Annotated in this window: 10 protein-coding genes and 1 pseudogene; 3 read left to right on the top strand and 8 right to left on the bottom strand. The window is 55.1% G+C overall.

Annotated features, from left to right (window positions below; all coding sequences use genetic code 11):
• Positions 1-35: 35 nt before the first annotated feature.
• Positions 36-2,333, bottom strand: coding sequence for a 5-methyltetrahydropteroyltriglutamate--homocysteine S-methyltransferase (gene metE, locus A3220_RS10790; protein ID WP_062374814.1), 2,298 nt, complete (start codon positions 2,331-2,333; stop codon positions 36-38).
• Between the two features lie 99 nt (positions 2,334-2,432).
• Here metE and A3220_RS10785 point away from each other — a divergent pair, with 99 nt between their 5' ends.
• On the top strand, positions 2,433-3,371 hold the full coding sequence (locus tag A3220_RS10785) for a LysR family transcriptional regulator (protein ID WP_058577124.1): 939 nt from the start codon (positions 2,433-2,435) through the stop codon (positions 3,369-3,371).
• On the opposite strand, the gene A3220_RS10780 is transcribed toward A3220_RS10785, so the two are convergent.
• The gene (locus A3220_RS10780; RefSeq protein WP_058577123.1) at positions 3,334-4,956 is read right to left on the bottom strand and encodes an ATP-binding protein; all 1,623 of its coding nucleotides are present in this window, start codon (positions 4,954-4,956) and stop codon (positions 3,334-3,336) included. The two genes, A3220_RS10785 and A3220_RS10780, sit on opposite strands and share 38 nt — an antisense overlap.
• Positions 4,957-4,973: 17 nt before the next feature.
• Complete coding sequence (locus tag A3220_RS10775) at positions 4,974-5,732, bottom strand: winged helix-turn-helix domain-containing protein (protein ID WP_062374811.1); 759 nt, start codon at positions 5,730-5,732, stop codon at positions 4,974-4,976.
• A 229-nt stretch (positions 5,733-5,961) separates the two neighbouring features.
• Here A3220_RS10775 and A3220_RS17440 point away from each other — a divergent pair, with 229 nt between their 5' ends.
• Positions 5,962-6,102, top strand: coding sequence for a hypothetical protein (locus A3220_RS17440; RefSeq protein WP_162835828.1), 141 nt, complete (start codon positions 5,962-5,964; stop codon positions 6,100-6,102).
• A gap of 83 nt (positions 6,103-6,185) precedes the next feature.
• Here A3220_RS17440 and A3220_RS10770 read toward each other — a convergent pair whose 3' ends face one another.
• The 3 genes and pseudogenes from A3220_RS10770 to A3220_RS10760 all read right to left on the bottom strand — a co-directional run bounded on the left by A3220_RS10770 (position 6,186) and on the right by A3220_RS10760 (position 8,294).
• Positions 6,186-6,365, bottom strand: a complete 180-nt coding sequence (locus A3220_RS10770; protein WP_044630479.1) for a PLDc N-terminal domain-containing protein — start codon at positions 6,363-6,365, stop codon at positions 6,186-6,188.
• Positions 6,366-6,435: 70 nt separating this feature from the next.
• Positions 6,436-6,951, bottom strand: coding sequence for a TIGR02281 family clan AA aspartic protease (locus A3220_RS10765; protein WP_054641533.1), 516 nt, complete (start codon positions 6,949-6,951; stop codon positions 6,436-6,438).
• Positions 6,952-6,967: 16 nt separating this feature from the next.
• A pseudogene (locus tag A3220_RS10760) lies at positions 6,968-8,294 on the bottom strand (MFS transporter).
• A 342-nt stretch (positions 8,295-8,636) separates the two neighbouring features.
• Between A3220_RS10760 and A3220_RS10755 the strand changes: the two are divergent.
• Complete coding sequence (locus A3220_RS10755) at positions 8,637-9,326, top strand: transposase (protein ID WP_354702737.1); 690 nt, start codon at positions 8,637-8,639, stop codon at positions 9,324-9,326.
• 619 nt (positions 9,327-9,945) lie between these two features.
• Here the strand turns inward: A3220_RS10755 and A3220_RS10750 are convergent.
• Together A3220_RS10750 and A3220_RS10745 are read right to left on the bottom strand one after the other, a co-directional pair.
• A complete protein-coding gene (locus A3220_RS10750) occupies positions 9,946-16,158 on the bottom strand; it encodes a DEAD/DEAH box helicase (RefSeq protein ID WP_062374809.1) in 6,213 nt (2,070 codons plus the stop codon).
• A complete protein-coding gene (locus A3220_RS10745; protein ID WP_128082419.1) occupies positions 16,155-19,463 on the bottom strand; it encodes an STY4851/ECs_5259 family protein in 3,309 nt (1,102 codons plus the stop codon). Before A3220_RS10745 ends, A3220_RS10750 begins: the two co-directional genes overlap by 4 nt.
• Positions 19,464-20,040: the final 577 nt, after the last annotated feature.

The following is a 20,040-nucleotide window of genomic DNA, read 5'->3' as shown; positions in this document are numbered from 1 at the left end:
AGCGGGGTTAATAGCAGCCGAGCAACCCACCTGGCTTAAGCGTAGCGCTGACGCAGCTGCTCAGCGGCCTCCACCATATTGGCCAGGGCAGGCTCTACCTCGGCCCATCCACGGGTTTTCAATCCGCAATCCGGGTTGACCCATAGACGTTCGGCCGGGATTTTCTCCAGCGCTTTCTCCATCAGTGCCACCATCCACTCCACCTCGGGAATATTTGGCGTGTGGATATCGTAGACGCCCGGCCCAATTTCATTGGGGTAGGCAAAGTCCTGAAACGCATCCAGCAGCTGCATATCTGAGCGCGACGTCTCGATGGTGATCACATCGGCATCCAGCGCGGCAATGGCGCCAATGATGTCGTTGAACTCTGAATAGCACATATGGGTATGAATCTGCGTGCTGTCGGCCACGCCTGCCGCGCTTAGCTGGAAGCTCTCAACAGCCCAATCCAGGTAAGCTTGCCACTCGCTTTGACGCAGCGGCAGCCCTTCACGCAGCGCTGGCTCGTCAATTTGAATCACATGGATACCCGCTTTTTCCAGGTCACACACTTCGTCGCGCAGCGCCAGGGCGATCTGACGGCAGGTAGTGGCGCGGGGCTGGTCATCACGCACGAAAGACCACTGCAAGATCGTCACCGGCCCGGTGAGCATGCCTTTCATCGGCTTTTCGGTCAGCGATTGGGCGTACTCGCTCCAGCGTACGGTCATCGCCGTGGGGCGGGTCACGTCACCAAAGATAATCGGCGGTTTCACACAGCGGGAGCCGTAGCTCTGCACCCAGCCAAAGCGGGTAAACGCAAAACCGTCGAGCTGCTCGCCAAAGTACTCCACCATATCGTTCCGTTCGGCTTCGCCGTGCACCGGCACGTCTAAGCCCAGTGCTTCCTGACGCTCCACGGCGTAAGCAATCTCTTCGCGCATCCGCGCTTCGTAGTCCGCTTGGCTTAGCTCACCGGCCTTGAAAGCACGACGTGCGGCACGAATGGCATCCGTCTGCGGGAACGAGCCAATCGTGGTGGTGGGAAACAGCGGCAGTGCCAGCAGCCTGCGCTGGGCCTGCACACGCTGTGCATAGGGCGACTGACGCTGGCTGTCTTGTGGCGTGACGGCGGCCAAACGCTCGCTCACAACGGGTTGGTGGATACGCGTCGATTCCCGGCGCGCATCCAAGGCGCGGGTTGCCTCGCTCAAACGCTGCTCGTCTTCCGGCGTAGCACGGTTATCAATCAGTCGCGCCAGCGTGACCACTTCATCCAGCTTCTGACGAGCAAACGCCAGCCAGTTCACCAGCTCAGCGTCCAGCTCGGCCTCTTGACGCAGATCGACCGGCACGTGAAGCAGCGAGCAGCTAGGCGCGAGCCACAGCCGCTGTCCCAGTCGCACTTTCAGCGGCAGTAAGCGCTCACGCAGTGCCGCCAAATCGGCCCGCCAGATATTTCGGCCATCCACTAAACCTACCGAGAGCACCTGGTGCAGGCTTAACCGATCGATCACGCTCTCCACCTGCTCGGGGGCACGCACGGCATCGATGTGCAGCCCCTCTACCGGTAGCCGCGTGGTGAGCGAAAGATTGTCGCCCAGCGCGCCGAAGTAGGTAGCGACCAGTAGCTTCAGCGGAGCGGACTGCAGACGATGGTAAGCACGCTCGTAGGCCTGCTGCCAGGCCAGTGGCAAATCTTGTACCAGCGCGGGCTCGTCGAGCTGTACCCACTCAATGCCCTGAGTCGCTAGGCGGGAAAGCGTCTCGCTGTAAACATCCAGTACGCTATCAAGAAGCTCAAGACGGTCAAACTCACTGCCCTTGGTTTTGCCTAGCCATAGCCATGTCAGCGGCCCGGTCAGCGTCACTTTGGGCGTAAAGCCCGCTTTTAGAGCTTCATCTACCTCGTCAAACAGCCGCGTGGAGGCTAAGGTAAATGTCTGCCCTGGTTGAAGCTCAGGCACTAGGTAGTGGTAATTGGTATCAAAATATTTAGTCATCTCGCAGGCGGCCGCCGGGGTACCGCTTGGCGCGCGGCCACGGGCCATGCGAAAGGCGGTGTCCAGGTCGACGTGGCCTGCGTTTACCTCGTCTTGGGCTTGAAAGCGGCTAGGCACCGCGCCCAGCATTACGGAAACGTTTAGCACTTGGTCATAAAATGCGAAATCACCCACGCTGACCATATCCAAGCCCGCGGCTTGCTGGGTTTGCCAGTGGGCAAGCCGTAGCGCTTGGCCAGCGGCTTCTAGTTCGTCACGGCTAACGTCGCCCTTCCAGTAAGCTTCAGTGACTTTTTTCAGTTCGCGCTGAGCGCCAATGCGGGGATAGCCGAGAATATGAGAAACTGTCATGATGATTCCTTCCAACGTGAATGATTTCACACAGTTTGAGTGCCGCATAAACGTGAATCAAACTAAAGATTTTAATATCAAACATGAAAAACACTCACAATGATTGAATTACGCCATTTGCGCACGCTGCTGGCCCTACGCGAAACTGGCTCGCTGGTAGAAGCCGCTGAGCGGGTGCACTTAACGCAGTCGGCCCTCTCACACCAATTGAAAGATCTAGAAAGTCGCGTGGATAGCGCGCTGTTTGTGCGCAAGACCCGTCCGGTAGAATTCACGCGGGCAGGGCTTCGGCTACTGGCGCTGGCCGATGAGATTTTGCCGGAAGTTCGCAAAGCGGAGCGGGACCTGGCCCGATTAGCGGGCACCGAGCAGGGGCGGCTCCACATGGCCATCGAGTGCCATAGCTGCTTTCAGTGGCTCATGCCCACGGTGGATTACTTCCGCGACCACTGGCCGGAAGTGGAGATCGATATTCCCAGCGGGCACCATTTCGACCCGCTGCCTGCCTTGGCCCGTGAGCAGCTGGATTTAGTCATTACCGCCGACCCTCAGCCGCTGGAAGGCGTTCACTACGTGCCGCTGTTTCGCTATGAGGGGCTGCTAGCGGTTGCCCGGCAACACAGCTTTGCGGGCCAACCCTATATTGAGCCTAGCGCGCTGGCCGAGGAGACACTGATCACCTACCCAGTGGAGCAGTCTCGCCTGGATGTCTTCACCCAATTTTTGGCCCCAGCCAACGTGCGCCCTAAAGAGATTCGCACCGCAGAGCTGACGATTATGATGATGCAGCTGGTGGCCAGTGGCCGCGGCGTATGTGCGCTGCCCAACTGGGCGCTCACGGAGTATTTAGAGCGCGACTACGTCAGCGCGGTGAAGCTAGGCGAGCACGGCATCTGGAGCACGCTCTATGCCGCTATTCGTGAGGAGTCGGCGGAAGCGCCGTGGATGCAGGACTTTTTGCGTACCGCCAAGGAGACCTCCTTTGCGGTGCTGTCAGGAATTAAACCGGCGAATCGCGACGAGGAATCAGCAGCGTAAAGCGTGCGCCGCCCAGCGCAGGGCTGCTATCTACGGTGACGCTACCACCGTGGCCTGCCATGATTTTTTGCACAATCGAGAGACCAAGGCCGTAGCCACCAGAACTGCGGGCGCGGCTATCGTCCAGGCGCGCAAAGGGTTTGAAGATATCGGCTCGGGCATCGAAGGGAATGCCTGGGCCGTCATCTTCTACATCTATACGCACTAAGCGCGGCTCATCCCACAGGCGAATCACTACTTGAGATTTACCATAGCGGCAAGCATTGCCCACCAAGTTTTGTAGTGCCCGCTGCAGGTAGCGTGGTTCCGCTAACAGCTCAATGTCAGGCCCCGGCGCCAGGGTTAAGGTCTGCCCGCTGTGCAGCGGTGCTAGCGTATCAATCACCCGCTCCGCCATAGACCGACACTCCACCAACGCCATTTCCAGCTCTGCGCCATTGACCGTTTCGCCACCTAGGCGCGCATAGGTCAAAATTTCGTCCACTAACTCATCCAATTCAGCAATATCTGCATCAATACCCTGGAGCTGACGCTGAATGGCAGGCTGGTCGGTCATGTCCTCGACCATCTGTACCGCAAAGCGGATACGCGCCACCGGAGTGCGTAGCTCGTGGGAGACAGCGCGAATCATCTCTTGCTGACCACGCAGCAGGCTCTGCACTTGGTTCGCCATGCCATTAAAGGCCATCCCCAAGCGCCCCAGAAAGTCGCCGCTTTCCACTTTGACGCGGGTTTCCAACCGGCCACTGGCAATACGGGTTGCCGCCAGCTCGAGCCGCGCCATGCGCGACTCGATGCTGCGCATAATCAGATAAATGATCAGGCTTAGCACGACCATCAGCGCCACGAGCAGCGGCAAGTGCAAATTGAGCGGCAACGTATCGCCTCGGGAAATAGGCCCAGCCTGAAGCCACTGGTCGGCCTCTCCCGAGGCGTTAGGCAATTGATAAAGTAGCGTAATCGATAGCTTGTCTGTCACTAGCCGGGTTATCACACCCCCGAGCGTTAGCTGAAACTGCTGTTCGGTGGTCAAGTCATCGGGAAGTGCGTTGAGCAGGCTCAACGGCCAACTGCCGGGGCGTAGCTCGGCCAGCGCCGCTAGCCGCTCTTCCTCTGGCATGGCGGCCAGCCATTCCCCCAACAACACCATGCTGCCCTGCCACTGGCGCTCGCTCCAAGCGTCAAACGTGGCTTCCAGCACCCATAGCTCCCCGCTGGTGTTAGCCGTGGGCAGCCGCTGGCGCAGTTGCCAAGGCTCTTCTGCCACTAACACCGCGCCCCGCTCAATTCGCGACCGCTCGAAATAGCCTAACTGGGCGTCGTTCATGTCGCGCAGCACCAGCTGCATGCCTAGCTGCTCGGAAAAATCGCCTAACAGTGTTTCACGCTCATCTATGGGCACGCTGGCAAGCTGCTGTGTCATTAATGACATAGGCAGCGCGGCGAGCTGTTCGCGATAATCTTCCCGGCGCACCTGCTCTATAAAAGAACGCCCCCCTAGCGCAATAAAAAACACCACGCACAGCGCTAGGCCCAGCAGTAGGTAGAAGCGTAAAAACGAGCCGTGGCTAAGCACTCGCCGCATTAGGCGACCTCTCTTGTTTAACTGTCTTTAACAAACAGATAGCCTTTACTGCGCACGGTTTTAATACGGTGCGGCTGGTTAGGGTCGTCGCCAATTTTTGGGCGAATACGCGATACGCGCACATCAATAGAGCGGTCTTGGCCGTCGTATTTAATGCCTCGCAAGTCGCTGAAAATCTCTTCGCGGGTCAGCACACGGCCAGCATTACGCGCTAGCAGCCACAGCAGGTCGAATTCTGCGCTGGTCAGGTCGATACGCTCACCGGAGAGCCAGGCTTCCCGCGTGGCGTTATCAATCTCCAGGTTCTCAAACTTAAGGCGTATTTCACCGTCGGGGGCTGGCGCATCTGCGCGACGCAGAAGCGCACGCATACGGGCTAGCAGCACGCGGGGCTGCACCGGTTTGGGCACATAGTCATCCGCGCCCATTTCTAGCCCGAGCACTTGATCAAGGTCATCGGTGCGGGCAGTCAGCATCATGATGGGGCCAGCAAAGTTGGGCCGCACGCGGCGGCAAATGGCTAAACCATCTTCACCGGGTAGCATCAGATCCAAAATCACTAGGTCCGGCTGCAGCGTTAAAATACGATCTACGCCTTTGGCACCATCCGCTTCTAGCGTCACCTGAAAGCCGTTTGCTTCCAGATAATCGCGGGTGAGCTCAGCCAAGCGCTGATCATCTTCAATAATCAGCACATGATCCTGGTCAGGGTAGTCGGGAGTTACCGATTCCTGCGCCCCAAGTGCTTGAAATTGCTGTTCCAAATGATCTACCATCCTTTTCCTTCACTCCGCTTAGGCAGTTTGTATTATCACCCGCTCACCCTGTGCAAAAGCAGGTTGTGGATAGCTTCCAGGATACCTTAAAACCTTGCAAACGCCTGCCTCTTGATTAACGTTGCGTATGCATCCTAGCTAGAGGGCGTCTTGAGCAACTTGATTCTTCCACCACCAAGCGCTAATGTGAGGTGGCAAACTGTCGACAATCTGACAGGAGGAGATCGCCATGGGAGATGGCAAAGCTAAAAGTGTCATTAAGCGTGTCTATGTACCAACGCAAGTGCGCGACCTGCCCAACGGAGAGAAGTTAAAAATTCCCGGGCACTACAAAGCGCCGCCCAGCGAAAGCAACGATTCGCTCGATTAACGGTGCGCATATAAAGAAAAGGCAGGCCTGTCGAGGCCTGCCTTTTTAATACGCCTTCATGTACGCCTTCATGGTTAAGATGGCTATCCCTTGGGGCCGAACAGGAACCAAGCAATCAACCCCACCAGGGGAAACACCAGTAGCGCGATAATCCATAGCAATTTGGCAAGCCCGCTAGCCGAGCTTTTTGCCACTTTAACGATGGCCCATACCACAATGATGAGCCAAATAAGACCGAGCAAACCACCGACTTCAATACCCATAGCAACTCCTTAGCGGTTGGCATCCATGAGTCTTCAGCTAAGCACATGACTGCAGTGCGCACAAGTCGCCCTAAGGCTCTGGCAAGCGCAGCACCATCTCCCCGCCGCGAATCTCAATCGCTAGCTGGTTTAAAAAACTCATCCCAAGCAGCACCGTATCGCGCTCCATGCCGGGGCTGATAGAGCCCTGCACGTTGTTCATCTGAATACCGCCCAGCACTACTTCATCTAGCTGAGTCAGATTACCCTCGACACGGCCATTGGCGGTGTTAAACCAAGCACGACGCCCTGGCGCTAAGCTTAGCCTTTTAGCTAGCTCACTAGGCACCGCTACATAAGTGGCGCCTGTATCCAACAAAAACGTCACAGGCTCACCGTTGATCTGACCCGGTGCTTCAAAATGGCCTGCTCGGTTACGCTTTAGTGTTACCGGGCCATTGTCTGGGGAGGTATTCATGATGTTCACGTTAGGGTGCAGCATGTCGTCAAGACCGCCCTGAATCCACCACGTTCCTACCGCCATTAACAGCACCCAAAATAGCAGCATCATCACAATGCCGCCCTGCTGTGGCCTGTGTCTTGCCATTATTCACCTCACGGCATCAAGAACTTTTCCAGGCCACTGCCGCCTCACGGCCACGGCGCTCATTGACGCCTACGCAAATTAGCATCGCTGCAATAAATAGCCCAACACATAAAAGAATAGACGCTTGAAGGCCAATCAGCGTTTGCAACACCCCTAACATGACGATGCCCAGCACCCCCGCCAGTTTGTTTGCCAAGCCCCAGAAGCCAAAAAACTCCGCTGATTTTTCCAGCGGTGAAAAGACACCCACCAGCGCGCGGCTGGCCGACTGGCTAGAGCCTAAACTCAACCCGGCTAAGCAGCCGACCACTAAAAACAAGTGCTGTGCCTGCCACTGCCACCCAAACTGCTGATTGAGCCACTCGGTTAACGCCGGCGTTGCCCAGATCGCGACAATAGCCGCAACCCAGAGAGCAAGTGTCATTTGATAAGTGTGTTTAGCGCCCAGTTTATCTTGTAAAAACCCAAATCCGATGGCTCCCGCAGCAGCGGTGACCTGCACAATAATAAACATGATATTGCGCACGCTCTCATCCCAGCCAATCACCTGGGCCCCGTAGATAAAAGCAAAAGCGATAATGATGTAAACCCCTGCCATCGAAAATAGAAGTGACACTAAGAAAACGCTTAAGTCTTTGAAGTAGCGCAGCTCATGAAAAGTACCCAAAATCCGCTGCCGGGCAATTTGCCGATAAGAAACGCCATGGGGTTTAGGTACACCGCGCTCTTTCAGCCATAAAAAAGTGGGAATCGCCGCCACTAAAAAAGAACCCTGCTGCAAAAGGCCCTACCCAGCGAATACGCTCAAAATTGTCAGCCGTTGCCTCTCCTAGCACAATCAGCGTAAACCCTGCGGCCAATAGGCCGCCAATATAGCCCAATGCCCAACCAAAGCCGGAAATTTTACCCAGCGCATCCGGCGGCCCTAACTCTGGCAGAAAAGCGGCAATAAATGACTCTCCCATGGAGTAGGCGTAGTTTGAGAGTACGATTAACAGAAGGCCTAACACCACGTAGCCGGGCTCAACGAAGTAGAGCATGGCCGTGGTTGCCACCGTCGCCATGTAGCTAAACAGAAGAAAGCGCTTTTTTTCAGCACGGTAATCCATGATGGCGCCACACAGGGGAGCGCTGATCACCACCAGTAAATAACTAATGGCTAAGGCCAAGCTCCATAAAAAGTTAGCTAAGCGGTAGCCATCGTTACGCTCACCGACAATTACGGTAGTAAACAGCTCACCAAATACCACGGTAATAATCAGCAGCGTATACGCTTGATTGGCAAAATCGAACATCGCCCAGCCGAAAATCTCACGGCGTGAAGCATAGGGAGACGCGGCCATTGTGGGGGTTGTGGGCGGCATAGTGTGCTCTCTTAAAAAGAGGAATAAGACTACCAGCTAGCTGTGACACATCGCTATGGGTAGCGATAACAGAATAAAGATGACATCGCCACACAGTTAATCTAACTTTACTGGATTCCCTAACCACAGGAGGGCTCAATTACATGGTGTATGGCAACGTTATAAAAAAGCGTTTACTAGCCACTCTTTCACTCTTGCCAAGTGCCTATTCAAAATTAATCGCGTGATCAGTTCCGTAACCACCGAGTAAGCGGTGTACCTCTTCACATAGACCCGCCTCATTCACGAGGGCTCTGATCGGGCAGTCTTAAGCTACGTGCCATCGGCATTGCTCGTAAGGATCCGTATTTCCGGCGTGAGCGCCTGCTTCGTAATGCCCGAACACTGCGTTTCTTTCTCGAGTACCTGGGCCGGCTGCGCAGTCACAAAGGCCTACAGAAGCTGGCGGCACCGTACCTGAAGCGGCCACGCGGCCGGCCGCCCGAGCAGGCGCGGGAATGGTGCCACGATCTGGAGTACCAAGCCGGCTCCTGGCCGGCACCACGGCGCGTGGTGTTGGTGGTGCAAGAGCGCCCCGATGATCTGCTGCTGCATGCCTTCTTCTTGGTCACCAACCTCAGCAAGTTCGACTGGCCGCCGGAGAAGGTCCTGGCACTCTATCGCAAGCGCGGCAGCGCCGAAGCCCATATGGGCGAGGTGAAGTCGGCGCTCGACGTGCACCTCTCGTCGACCAATCGTGGTGCCTCCACCGTTCAGGACGTGATGGCGCGCAACGAGGTGAGTCTGCTGCTCAGCCTCTACGCCTACCAGGTCCTGCATGGCCTGCGCTGCCTCCTGGAGCGGCAAACTCGGCAAGGCTGGAGCCTGAGCCGGATGCGCGAGCAGGTGCTCAAGGTTGCCGCCACGCTGAGGCTGCACGCTCGGCGAATCACCGTTCATCTCGGCGCCGCTGCCGACAAGTGGTGGCCGACGCTGCTGAAGGGGCTGCCGAAGCTGGCCCCGCTGAGCTGACGCTCCTGCGAGACCACCACAGCACCAGAAAGCGAGCGACCGCAGCGGCGGTCGGCGATCACGGCTGCTTTGAAAGCCGACATTGATAACAAAAAGTCATATGGAAGCATCAACAAAGCAGCATTCAGGCATTAGCCAGTAGCCTCTTCCGCCAGAGATGTGGATCCTGATGAGCGAATCTGACGGTTGGAAGCTTCAGCCCGGCCCAACAGCACCCTCGTGAATGAGACGGGGTCAAGGGATATACCGACCAGCCGGGTGCGTTTAGCGGCATGCCAATCCTGCTATTTGCTGAATTGGGTAAAAAAGGCAGAGCGTTAAACAATACCTGGCGTATTCGCCTTCCATTGGGCCGACTAGGCACTAGTGCTGCCATTGTCTAAAATAAAGTGGCTATATCAATGACACACTAATCTACATCAACAATAAGACGCAAACTTTTAGTCCGAAAGATATTGTTGATTTTATCAAGCAGCCTTCAAAGTACACCAAGATGCAATAGGCAAGACGATTGTCTAATTATTACCAAACAGTCATTTAAAATTCGTACCTAGGGCCAAAGCGGTCATCGATAGACCGCTTTGGCAATTTCCAACTGCGTGAATTTCCAACTCTGTGATCAACTTACCTCATAAAGCGCGATATCCGTTGGCCATTCGCCAGAATTCAGTAGAGAAACATGCTTCCAGCTTTCCAGCATTTGCTTAACCTGATTTTCAACTGGCTGGTTAAAGTCCAAGCGCTTTAAGCCATGCACCGTGCTATGGCACTGCCAATACCCCATCCCCTGATCAAAGGCCAGTCTCAGCTGTTTACCCGATTCAAGAGTCAACGTCAGTACACGTCGATGGCTGACCTCCGCCAGCGTGTTGCTGATGTTCACCTCTGTTCTCGCGTCTAGAATCGCTGATAGCCACTGCGTTAGCACCTGACGCATATCCTCTTGACACGCCCAGTTATCCCACAAACGCGAGCCCCTACCATTATCAGGCGCCGAGACGACATCAACACTGACAGCTTCGACAGCCTCGCTTGGAATAATCTGCATAAACCCCATTAGAAGCATGACGGCCCAAGGGGAGCGTAAATAGCGGTCTTCGTAGTGAATTAAAACCACTTTCTCGCTTTGTAAACGCGCCATGAAGGTGGGTGCTTTATCGGTCAGCAAGGCTTTGCAGCGCCCAGATAGCTCAGCAATAGGCCCATTCAGTTCTCGTGTCACCTCAAGCACAGTGGCACTTTCATAGAGACCTAACCAGCCATCCGTATCAACAGGCGATAACTCCCAGGCTGGCAATTGCTCGGAGGTTACCCAAATGCTGGCATCGTGTGCTGTTAGCCAGCCCATGCCCGGGATACCGGCATGTGGGCTATCGGTCAGCAGCGTCGCCGCTTTTCCCTCGGCAGTGATCAGCTGAACGAGCGGCACAATGCCCTCAGGCATAACCGCCTGATGATGAACAATCCGGATACCGAAACGTGCCAACAGCGCCAGCTCTTCCTTGATAGCGGCCGGAAGATCCTGGGTTTCAAGCACGATATTGACCTGGCAACCGTCCGTCACTTTCCAAGCCATTAACTGGCGGCGAACATCAGGCGCCCCCAGATTCCACTCTTCTGGCTTACCAACCAGGCGAACAGATATCTCTCGGGCAGAACGATTCAGCCAGTGGCGAACAAAGCGATCTGGCCCAAAAGGCCAATAGCTCGCTCCATCCAGGGCGCTGAAACGCTCAGGCAGCGCCAGGTGCTGACGAAACTGCCCTTCCTTCAGCCATTTGATTGCTAGTCGCCTGTCCAGCTGTTCAAATTCCACTCGGCTATCCTTACTGGCAAGGCATGATGAGCAAACGGTTTCACAGTCGGCTGAACAGTTAAGCTTTTCAAAAGCAGCTTGTAGCAAGTCAGTCATCTGGTTCAGAGCGGTCAGCACGAAGCCCGCGCCACCCGCAACATTATCGTACACCTGAACGACATAGCGCTTTTCTCCCGTTTCCAGGCTACGGTCAGGCCGAGCGCCGAACCCCATTTCACTACTGGCGATACCCAACTGACCGGCCACCGCATCGCGCAGTGCAACCGCCAGCGTCATGGCAATCACTTTTCCTTGCTCAGTGTCCGGAATCCATCCCCCTGTCAGCGGGTTTTTCAGTACCCATTCTACAACATGCGTTCTTGCCTGATAGCCCAGGTGAATATCACCCAACACCGCCTCACCGGTGCACTCCTGTTTAACCTTGCTGCCCACAGCACCACCCACAGGGCGGTGTGGCTTATCAGGCTGCATCTCAGAAGGCAGCTCCCCCTTAGAGGTCATTGAATCTGCTCGCCCGCAACGCATACATATCGCAAACCCTGTACCGTTCTCGCCGCCAGAGCGCACCACCATCTGCCCCTCTTCTCCGAACCTTACATAACCGCAGTCGGGGTCAGGCAGTGCAATGACAGTTCCGTCGACATAGACCAGAGGTCGCTCCACGGGTATGTATCTCTGGGTCGAGACATCATTAGTAGTCGACTCAAAGAAATCGGTGACAAATCCCATAGGCCGAAGCACTTTCCTGACCTTGGCGCTTGGAATAGCTGCGTCACAATGCGAGCAGTGCAGATCATTCGAGTGGGAGTAGGCGTTATTCTTATAATCAGGCATACCACAGGTAGCGCACTGCCAACTCACATCAAACTTCTGGTGAATACCAGCAGTCCCTTCCTGGTAAGACTGCATCTTGACGCCCGCCGAACGGTAGACGCGTCCATCAATAACGATCTGCGCGCCAGGTGCATACTCCCTGACCGCAATATCCAGCCCGCGGGATGGCTGCTCCTTGTAGGTAAAGATATTATCTTCACGTTCTGATTGAGTATGTTGAGCCTGATTTCCGTTCCTGAAATCCTCAGCATTGTAGGTACTCAGTGCGACCACGTTGGTCGGGAATCCATACCCTGGCAGAAAGGCTTTGGCAGCCAGCTCCTTGAGCAGATACTCACCTTCGTGACGGGCTTTTTCACGCTCCAGCGCGCGCTGATAGCGTTCGTCAGCGGCTGTTTCAATACGTTGTTTAATCAGCCTGTATTCGGCTTGCCAGTTATCACCTATCTGACGAATAGCCTCTGCAGCACGGCTGAGCAGCGTCTCCAAACGGGTCAGCTCCACTGATGTGCGCCTGACAATACGCCTGATGCCTTGTTCTAACGCATGCGCATCACTGCCTAGCCAGTCAACAAAGCGCTCGACCATGCCTTCGTCAGCGTTAAAGAACCACTGAACGGTTAGCCGGGTACGATCACCCTCCGCCGGAGAGAAAGTTTTCAGAAAGGCCGCCAGCAGGTAGGCGTTAACGTGTCGCTGTACCAGGGGCTGGGCATTCAGCGTGATGACCGGTGCCGGAATAGCCGTATTGAATGCCCATTTCGGGTGGTTGAAAACACGCGTATTGTGCGGGTCCGCCTTGCACAAGGTGTAGGCAACTGCTCTGGGTTCACTGCGGCGGCCTGCACGGCCAGCCCGCTGCAGATAATTTGCTGGATGCGGCGGCACGTTGTTCATCACCACCGCCGAGATACCACCGATATCAACGCCCATCTCCATGGTCGTCGAGCAGTTCAGTACATTGATCTTGCTGCTTTGAAACAAGGCTTCATACTTTTGCAAGCGCTGTGCCGACTGCTGGGCAGAATGCTCGGCGGTGCGATAGTAGAAACCACCTTCTACCGTGCGGTCTGAAATATCACTCCACAGGTTCTGCTGGCGCAGCTTCTGAACCGTTTCGTTACGAGCAACTTTCCCACGAATCGCCGTAAGCGCGCCCTCGGCTTCCCCTTGCGGTGCCAGTGATGTGAAATCCGGCAGGCCGACAGGCTGGCACTCCAGCTGCGTGCGCTCTGCTTTTCTGGGAATATAGGGTGTCAGCCCCCTGAAGGTGGTATCCATCAATCGGTAGCTGATCGGGCATACCCAGGCGCTCTGAGGCAAGGCAAAGGTAATGATATTGCGGTTCAGGGTATAGCCATCCCCACCCTGGCTTTGCAGAATCTGTAACCGCGTCAACTCTTCCCAGGCCGATTTCAGCCACGCATTCACCTTGTCACGACTGATCGCTGAATCAGAGTCAAGGCCAGCACCGTGCAGCAACAGCTTGATCAGTCGCGATGGCTGCCGGTTACCCGGCTTTAACTGCGGCCAGGATTTAACGCACGCAGTGTCTTGATAATCCGGATTGGGAGGCACCAACTGTTTAGAAGAAAACTTTGCCCCTAACCACTGGCGCTCACTGTCGTTAATCACAAAGTAGGTGTTTTCCCGCACATAGAAATCCAGCGCCACCTTGAGAAAATCTTTCCAGTCCTGCAGAGAAAGAGGCTCATTTTCATGAGGGCTTCCCACCTTCGGTACCTTAGTTTCCGCCCATTCGCGCGGTAGCGTCTTCACCTGATCCAACCCCTGATATCCCACTTGCACCAGCGCCAGGGTTTCTGTGCTGTTCTGGTTTTTTGGCCGCCGTGCAAACTCCCTAAGAAGCAGCAAGCCCGCCAAAGTTAGACTGTTATTGCTGCCATCAAAGAATTCAGGGTTGGCGTAGCGGTTGTAGTCCAGTATCGAGTGCCTGATATCGTTGGTCGCGGCCAGTTCGTCGATCAGTTCGCGCCAGCCTACCCACATCTGTTTAGGGTTAGTCGCCTCTTCAAGTTTTTTCTGGATCTTATCGCGTATCTTTTTTGCTTCATCATTCAAGCCAACTGACTCGAACTTCCTAGCGTACTCAAGCTGTTCTTCGTCTTCCTGGCTTAACCCAGCAACATTAATGTTACCTGCCGCCTGCCGGTTACGCAGTATCTCAAACACCAGCCCTCGGAGCCGTGACCTTTCCGCCTCCTGCTGCATCCTAACCGCCATACGCGCGGTTCCCTGGCGGCTATCGGTAAAGGTAATTAGCTTGCGGCCTCGCCCGGGCAAAGCTTCCGGTGTCATACCTTCCGGGTCAGGGCAAAACTCCAATACAGTCGGCACCGCATTACTGACATAAAAAGGCGCGCCCAGATAGCATTTCCTCAGAAACCCAGCAGGCCGACGCCCTGCGTCGCCGCATTGAATACACGCTGAGCCATATTCAGTGGATACATGTACCGTGATGATCGATGACCCGTTCAACGCCCCAAGTTCTGCAGAGTCAAGATCCAGCGGTCTATCTTGATACCCCTCGGCTGAGGCTGGTGCCAGAACAACCGCCTGCTGGTCGCTATACTGGGTGTCCTGCTGCTCCGGTACCTCTTCATCCCTGTCATCCTGCAGCGAGAATTCATCACCAGCATAGGGGCTTGCCTGTTTCAGGGTGCCGCCGGCATCCTCAGCCACCAGGTGTGGCTTTTTACACTCATTGCAGAACGCCACTTCATACACCGGTGCCGAACATTCACAGCGGGCTCGCTGGGTCACGTATACCTTACCGAACGGCCATTGGCTGAGATGCGCAGATTTTGCCTGGCACCCTGGGGCAACACAGCTCCAGAGCCCGTGCATCATGCGCTGGTGCAAATGGCAGCGAAGCTTGAGAAAAGGCGGCTCACCCTCTGCCGGTGAAGTACCCGCCATCAGATCTAGCCATTGCAGCACTTCCTGCTGGCGGGCCGCTGTCTGGCTGCTTTCCAGGTCTGAACGAACGACACTCATCAGGTCGTTCAAATCCAGTGGCTTTTCGTTATTCACCACGGCTTCACGTAGGCGGTAGGCCAGCGGATGGTTGATCAGGGCTGCATAGCGTTTCGCCGATACCTGTTGATCCGGCTCAATCTGGCTGATCTCTTCAAGCCTCAGATTAGCGGGTTTCCGAGGCGTGACAGCTGGCACCTGGCGCGAACCACCGATCACCACTACCTGTTCATCCGGCACGCCAGCCAGCGATGCCAGGTACGTCTGAAGCCGTTGCGCTGCTTTTTCACCCGCGATGGTCGCGGAGGTGGCCACAAAGCGAATCTCACTGGCCTGCTTGCCGAAAGCTTCTACCACCCGGCGTAACAACAACGACAACTCAGCCGCCTGCGAGCCGATATAGGTATGCGCTTCATCCAGCACTATCCAACGCAGCGACTGCTGCTCGCGTGAGATTTTCAGAATCGGCTCATCGACCTGCCGGATCAGCATATATTCCAGCATGGTGGCGTTGGTCATCAGGATCGGAGCAGGCTGCTGGCGGAGCAGCCTACGCGATAGCACCTCGTTAGGGCGTAGGTGCTGATGCGGCTGTGGAACACGTTCCTTGGTATTACCGTTATACAGGCAAAAACGAACACCCTCCTCAAAAGGTGATGTCCAAGCATCCAGGCGCTCGCGTTGGGAATTGATCAAGGCATTCAGCGGATACAGACATAGCGCTCTTACGCCGACCAGCGGGCGCTGCTGCTGCTCGTACTCACGCACCAGATCCTCCAGGATCGGCACCATGAAACATTCCGTCTTGCCTGACCCGGTACCCGTCGTGATCACCGCCGACATCGGCTTATCAGCCAGCAATGTCTGCCAGCTTTCCAGCTGGTGCTTATAGGGATACATATCCGCGTCAAACCCGTGCCCAGTGTCCGCCGTCAGTGCACTAACCACCGTTTTAGACAGCAGGCTGTCCTGCAAATCTGCCAGGGTGACCTCACCTGGCTGCCAGCCAAAGGTATGTTCAAATACCGGCGGCGCTAGAAAGCAGCCCTCCTCGCCCATGCGGTCATGCATTTGTTCGGCGAGATGAGTACGCAGCCCTGCCTCATTGATGCCCAGAACGGACAACGTGGCTTCACGCGAACGCTTCAACGACTGATTTATCAAGCCTGTAAAATTACCGCTCATGCATCACTCTCCCTGGCCTTCAACAAATTGGATAGACAAGCCGAGTACACAGGCTCATACCATAGGGTTCGGTCAAAGTCGGATAACACCCGGAACGCAAAACGCCGTTCAGCGTCTTCCGCGGGCAAAGCATTTAACGCAACACTTCCGGCGGTCAGGTGCGCCGCAAATATCGGTATGAGAATAACCGCATAGGTATGCTCGGGCAGTTCACGCTCGGCCAGCCAGTCCACCAGCCAGGTCAGGTGTTCCTGTTGCTGTAGCCACTGGCTTAGCGAGCGCCCCAGATGGGTTGGCCATTCGTCTTGATCGTGCTGAGCACGCAATACATTCAGCCAACCAGGCAATATCACCTGTAGAGGTGGGGCAGTAGTTAATGGCTGACTTGGCTGACTTGGCTGACACAACATCTCGGCAAAATTCCTGAAAACCGGCACCTGAACACTGAGCAATGCCATGCGATCACTGACCCGTTCACCCAGCAATGACGCTGGAAGACCAAACTCTTTCGCCAACGCATTGATATAGCACTGCACAGCCGCCTGCCACTGTGCCACCGTGATCACTTCCCAGATCACTGCCAGTTCATGAGCTAGGCGCTGGGCAACATCTGGCGTTATTTCAAGTCGAAACACCGCCAATGCCATGGCCTCTGGGTGGCGTGCCAGATGCTTCCAGCTCTCCAGGGAAGAGAGTGGCAAATGGGCGTAGTTGGCCTTTAACTCAGCCATATAACTCCATCCTGAGTGAAAGAAGTCCTCCGCCATGGCGTCGAGCACCCCATCAAAGGCTTGCGGGTAATGCTGAGGGTGATAATAGCGGGCAGCGGCATGCAACGTTTTTATTTCGGTCTCTTCACTCGCCTGACAGATGTCAGGATCAGGCACATGAATGGCTGGTCTGAAGATGATTGAGGCATTCTCGGCAGGGTATAAAAGCCAGGGTCCATCTTTATACAAAGCCTCTGGAAGCTCATAAAACCCGGTGACGACGCCATTGGTCGCACTGGGTAAAATAGCCACTGGTGCACTTTCCGGATTTGCTAAATGCATCGCCATTACGGTTGTTCCTTCACAGCGATACATCAGAGGATTGTTGGAATGATCGACTAGCTCAAAAAACTCACAGTATTTATTTGTAAATTGTATTACTGCTTGGTAGGGGTATATATAAAACTGCTTGTGTAGCTGGGATGTTTCCACGCGACAACGCAAAGTGGCATCCTGCTCGGCACTACCGCTCAGTAAGGCAAGCATATCATCGTAAAGTGAATAGAGGCTGACCTCGGACGTACTATTCTTTACACGATAATGGTACTGCCGCTCCAGGCGGATCGTCTGACCCATTAGCTCAATGGTGACACAAAATGTACGTGCCACATCCGGGGGTGGCGTCAAGGCCAACGTCGTACCCAGTACATCCCTTAGCGTTAGTCCGGTACTCGTTAAAGGCTCACCATTTGCCTTCAGCAGCTGAGCGCCTTCCTCGGGATAAGGTAGGCGTACCACCACCCCCTGCGGTGAACGTAAATCACGGATATCAAGCTGCACAAACGCAGGCGCTTGCCTGTTAGGCTCAATATAAACCCGGTTGTCGAGTCCCTCGTGTTCCACGCTGAAACCTAATTCAGGGTTGAGTACACGTACCTCCAGCGCCGTCGTGCTGCGGATAATAAGGCGTGCTGGCGCTTTTGAGGACGCCGGTAGCGCAGATATTGCCAAGTCACGCGGCAAGATACCCAGCGTGCGTCGGGCAACCACTCGCTGACCTTCGCCCAGCACCTCCACCTTGAAACTGCCCGCACTGGGCAGAGCTTCCAAGGTAGTAACCTGGCGTCCGTTGACCCTGAAACCTGCAGGTTCCTGTGCCTGGTCATGCGTATCCAAAAGCTGGCAGCGTGGCCAGCCCCGCCAGCTCGCCACCGGCAAGGTACTTCGCGACGACATGGAGCCCTGCCATACCACACGCGTCTTGTTGGCGTCTTTGCCGGGTTCGATGACATAACGAGCACTATCTTGTTCCAGTACGCAAGTCCCACTGATGCGATACCAATGCCCACCCAGATCATCTATTTGCAAGACATCAGCATACGGGGCCTGCATGCCTGGCGGTACACGCAACAGAGCCTCAGCCGCCAAGTACTGTACCGAGGCAACGCCCACCAACCGAGTAACCTCGTCGTGTTCCACAAAGACCGCTGGCAGAAGCTGCCAATCAGTCTCGCTGGACTGAATCACTCGGGTATCCAGACGCTTACCCGCACAGGAAACCACCAGCAAGAGCGGCTGATTCGGCTGTTGACGGCTGACGGTGGCCGTCTCGACCGGCAGCCTGACCGTCATAAGATGGCCTTCAATCTGCCCGTAATCCACTCCTAGCTTCAGCGCCAGGCGCTCGCCTTCATAAAGGGCCAATTCAACTCGACTGTTGGTAATCGAGTGCCCTTCAATCTCTATCTGAAGTGATTTTTTCAGCCATACCTGCGCCTCCAACCTTGGCGATGCCAGTGAACCGCTAAGCCAATGCTCGCAGGTAAACGCCTGGGCCGAATCGCGCGCCTGCTGACGCTTTTTAACCTGCACACTCGCATCCACCAGCCATTCATTGACCAGGGCCACACCGTTATCTTCCTCAAGTGGCAGAGGAAAGTGTTCACGCCATCCGGGTGCATATTGGTTTAGGAAAGCCGCCGGGTCACTCTGCTGATCAAGCTCATACTCACTGGCCAGCCGTTTCAAGGTACTCACCGTACTGACCATCAGCTGATAGGTTTGGTCATTTCGAAAAGACTGCGGGAAAAACGCCTCATACTGGCGGATCACCGCAACGGTTTCTTGCCCGGCATTTCTGTAATTCAACCCCGCTTTGATGGCACGGCCAAAGCCATGCTGCTCATTTTGCAGTAACCGCCATGGCAAGCCTCCTTCTGCAAACAGAGATCCCAGGTAATCAGCGCGCTGCTCACGATAGCGCAGCGGGCGCTCCCAAAATTTCAGCCCGAGTCTGACCAACTCAGCTCTGTCGTTAGGCTGCCCCTGGATCTCCAACTCGGCATCAAAAGCTTGCCACGACCAGTGAGACTCATACTCTCTACGGTATTTTTCAGATACAAAGATACAAAAGCCCGCAGCCCAATAAATTCTAAATATAGGATCGTGTCGCTCCTCTGCATTTGCTGCTAAAGCAGCGCTCAGAAATTGATACTCATTATCAGTAGTAGCATAGCTATAAAGAGGTGAACCAGTCGGAGCAGAGAGGCCTCTTTTATTTAAATATGAGAAAATCCAACCCTTTAGGTGATCCATAAAGTGCCCTTGCTTTGCCGTGTCGTTATCGCTAAATTCATAACACTAGAAACTAGCAAAACCTTACTATGCACGTATGCTTAGTAAAAAACAGCCACTATATCGACCTATCGGAGTCACACTCTTCTTTCAACTTTCTTAAATCCTATACCCGTTTACAGAAGTATGTAGCCAATACTGCCACTAACCTCGGCTTATTCACGAGGCCGACCTGAAAACGAAGATGGTCGGGTAGACCGAGCGATTGCTCGACCCGGCCCCCCACAGATCCGGACGTGCGCAATTAACGCATCCGGCTCTTCAACCATCAGTTTCGCTGAAGGATCAGCATGGGTGAACGATCCTCGCCTTGGGAAACGGCAGTAACTTAAAGAGTTGAAGCGCATTCCGCCACACAATCCTTGCCTTCTGGGATCGCCGGCTCAGCCATTTGATCCAGCACCACTTCACCCGATGGCGAAACGTCTGTATGGATCGCATATTGCCGCGAATACCGTAGTAGGCAACGTGACCTTGGATCTTACGACTCAACTTCTCATGCTGTTCCCGGATCGGCAGGTGACGATTCCACCGGCAC

This window comes from Halomonas sp. KX33721 (assembly GCF_001596805.1).
GTDB lineage: Bacteria > Pseudomonadota > Gammaproteobacteria > Pseudomonadales > Halomonadaceae > Vreelandella > Vreelandella aquamarina.
Note: the sequence above shows the minus strand (reverse complement) of the source record. Positions and strands in the feature narration are given on the sequence as shown.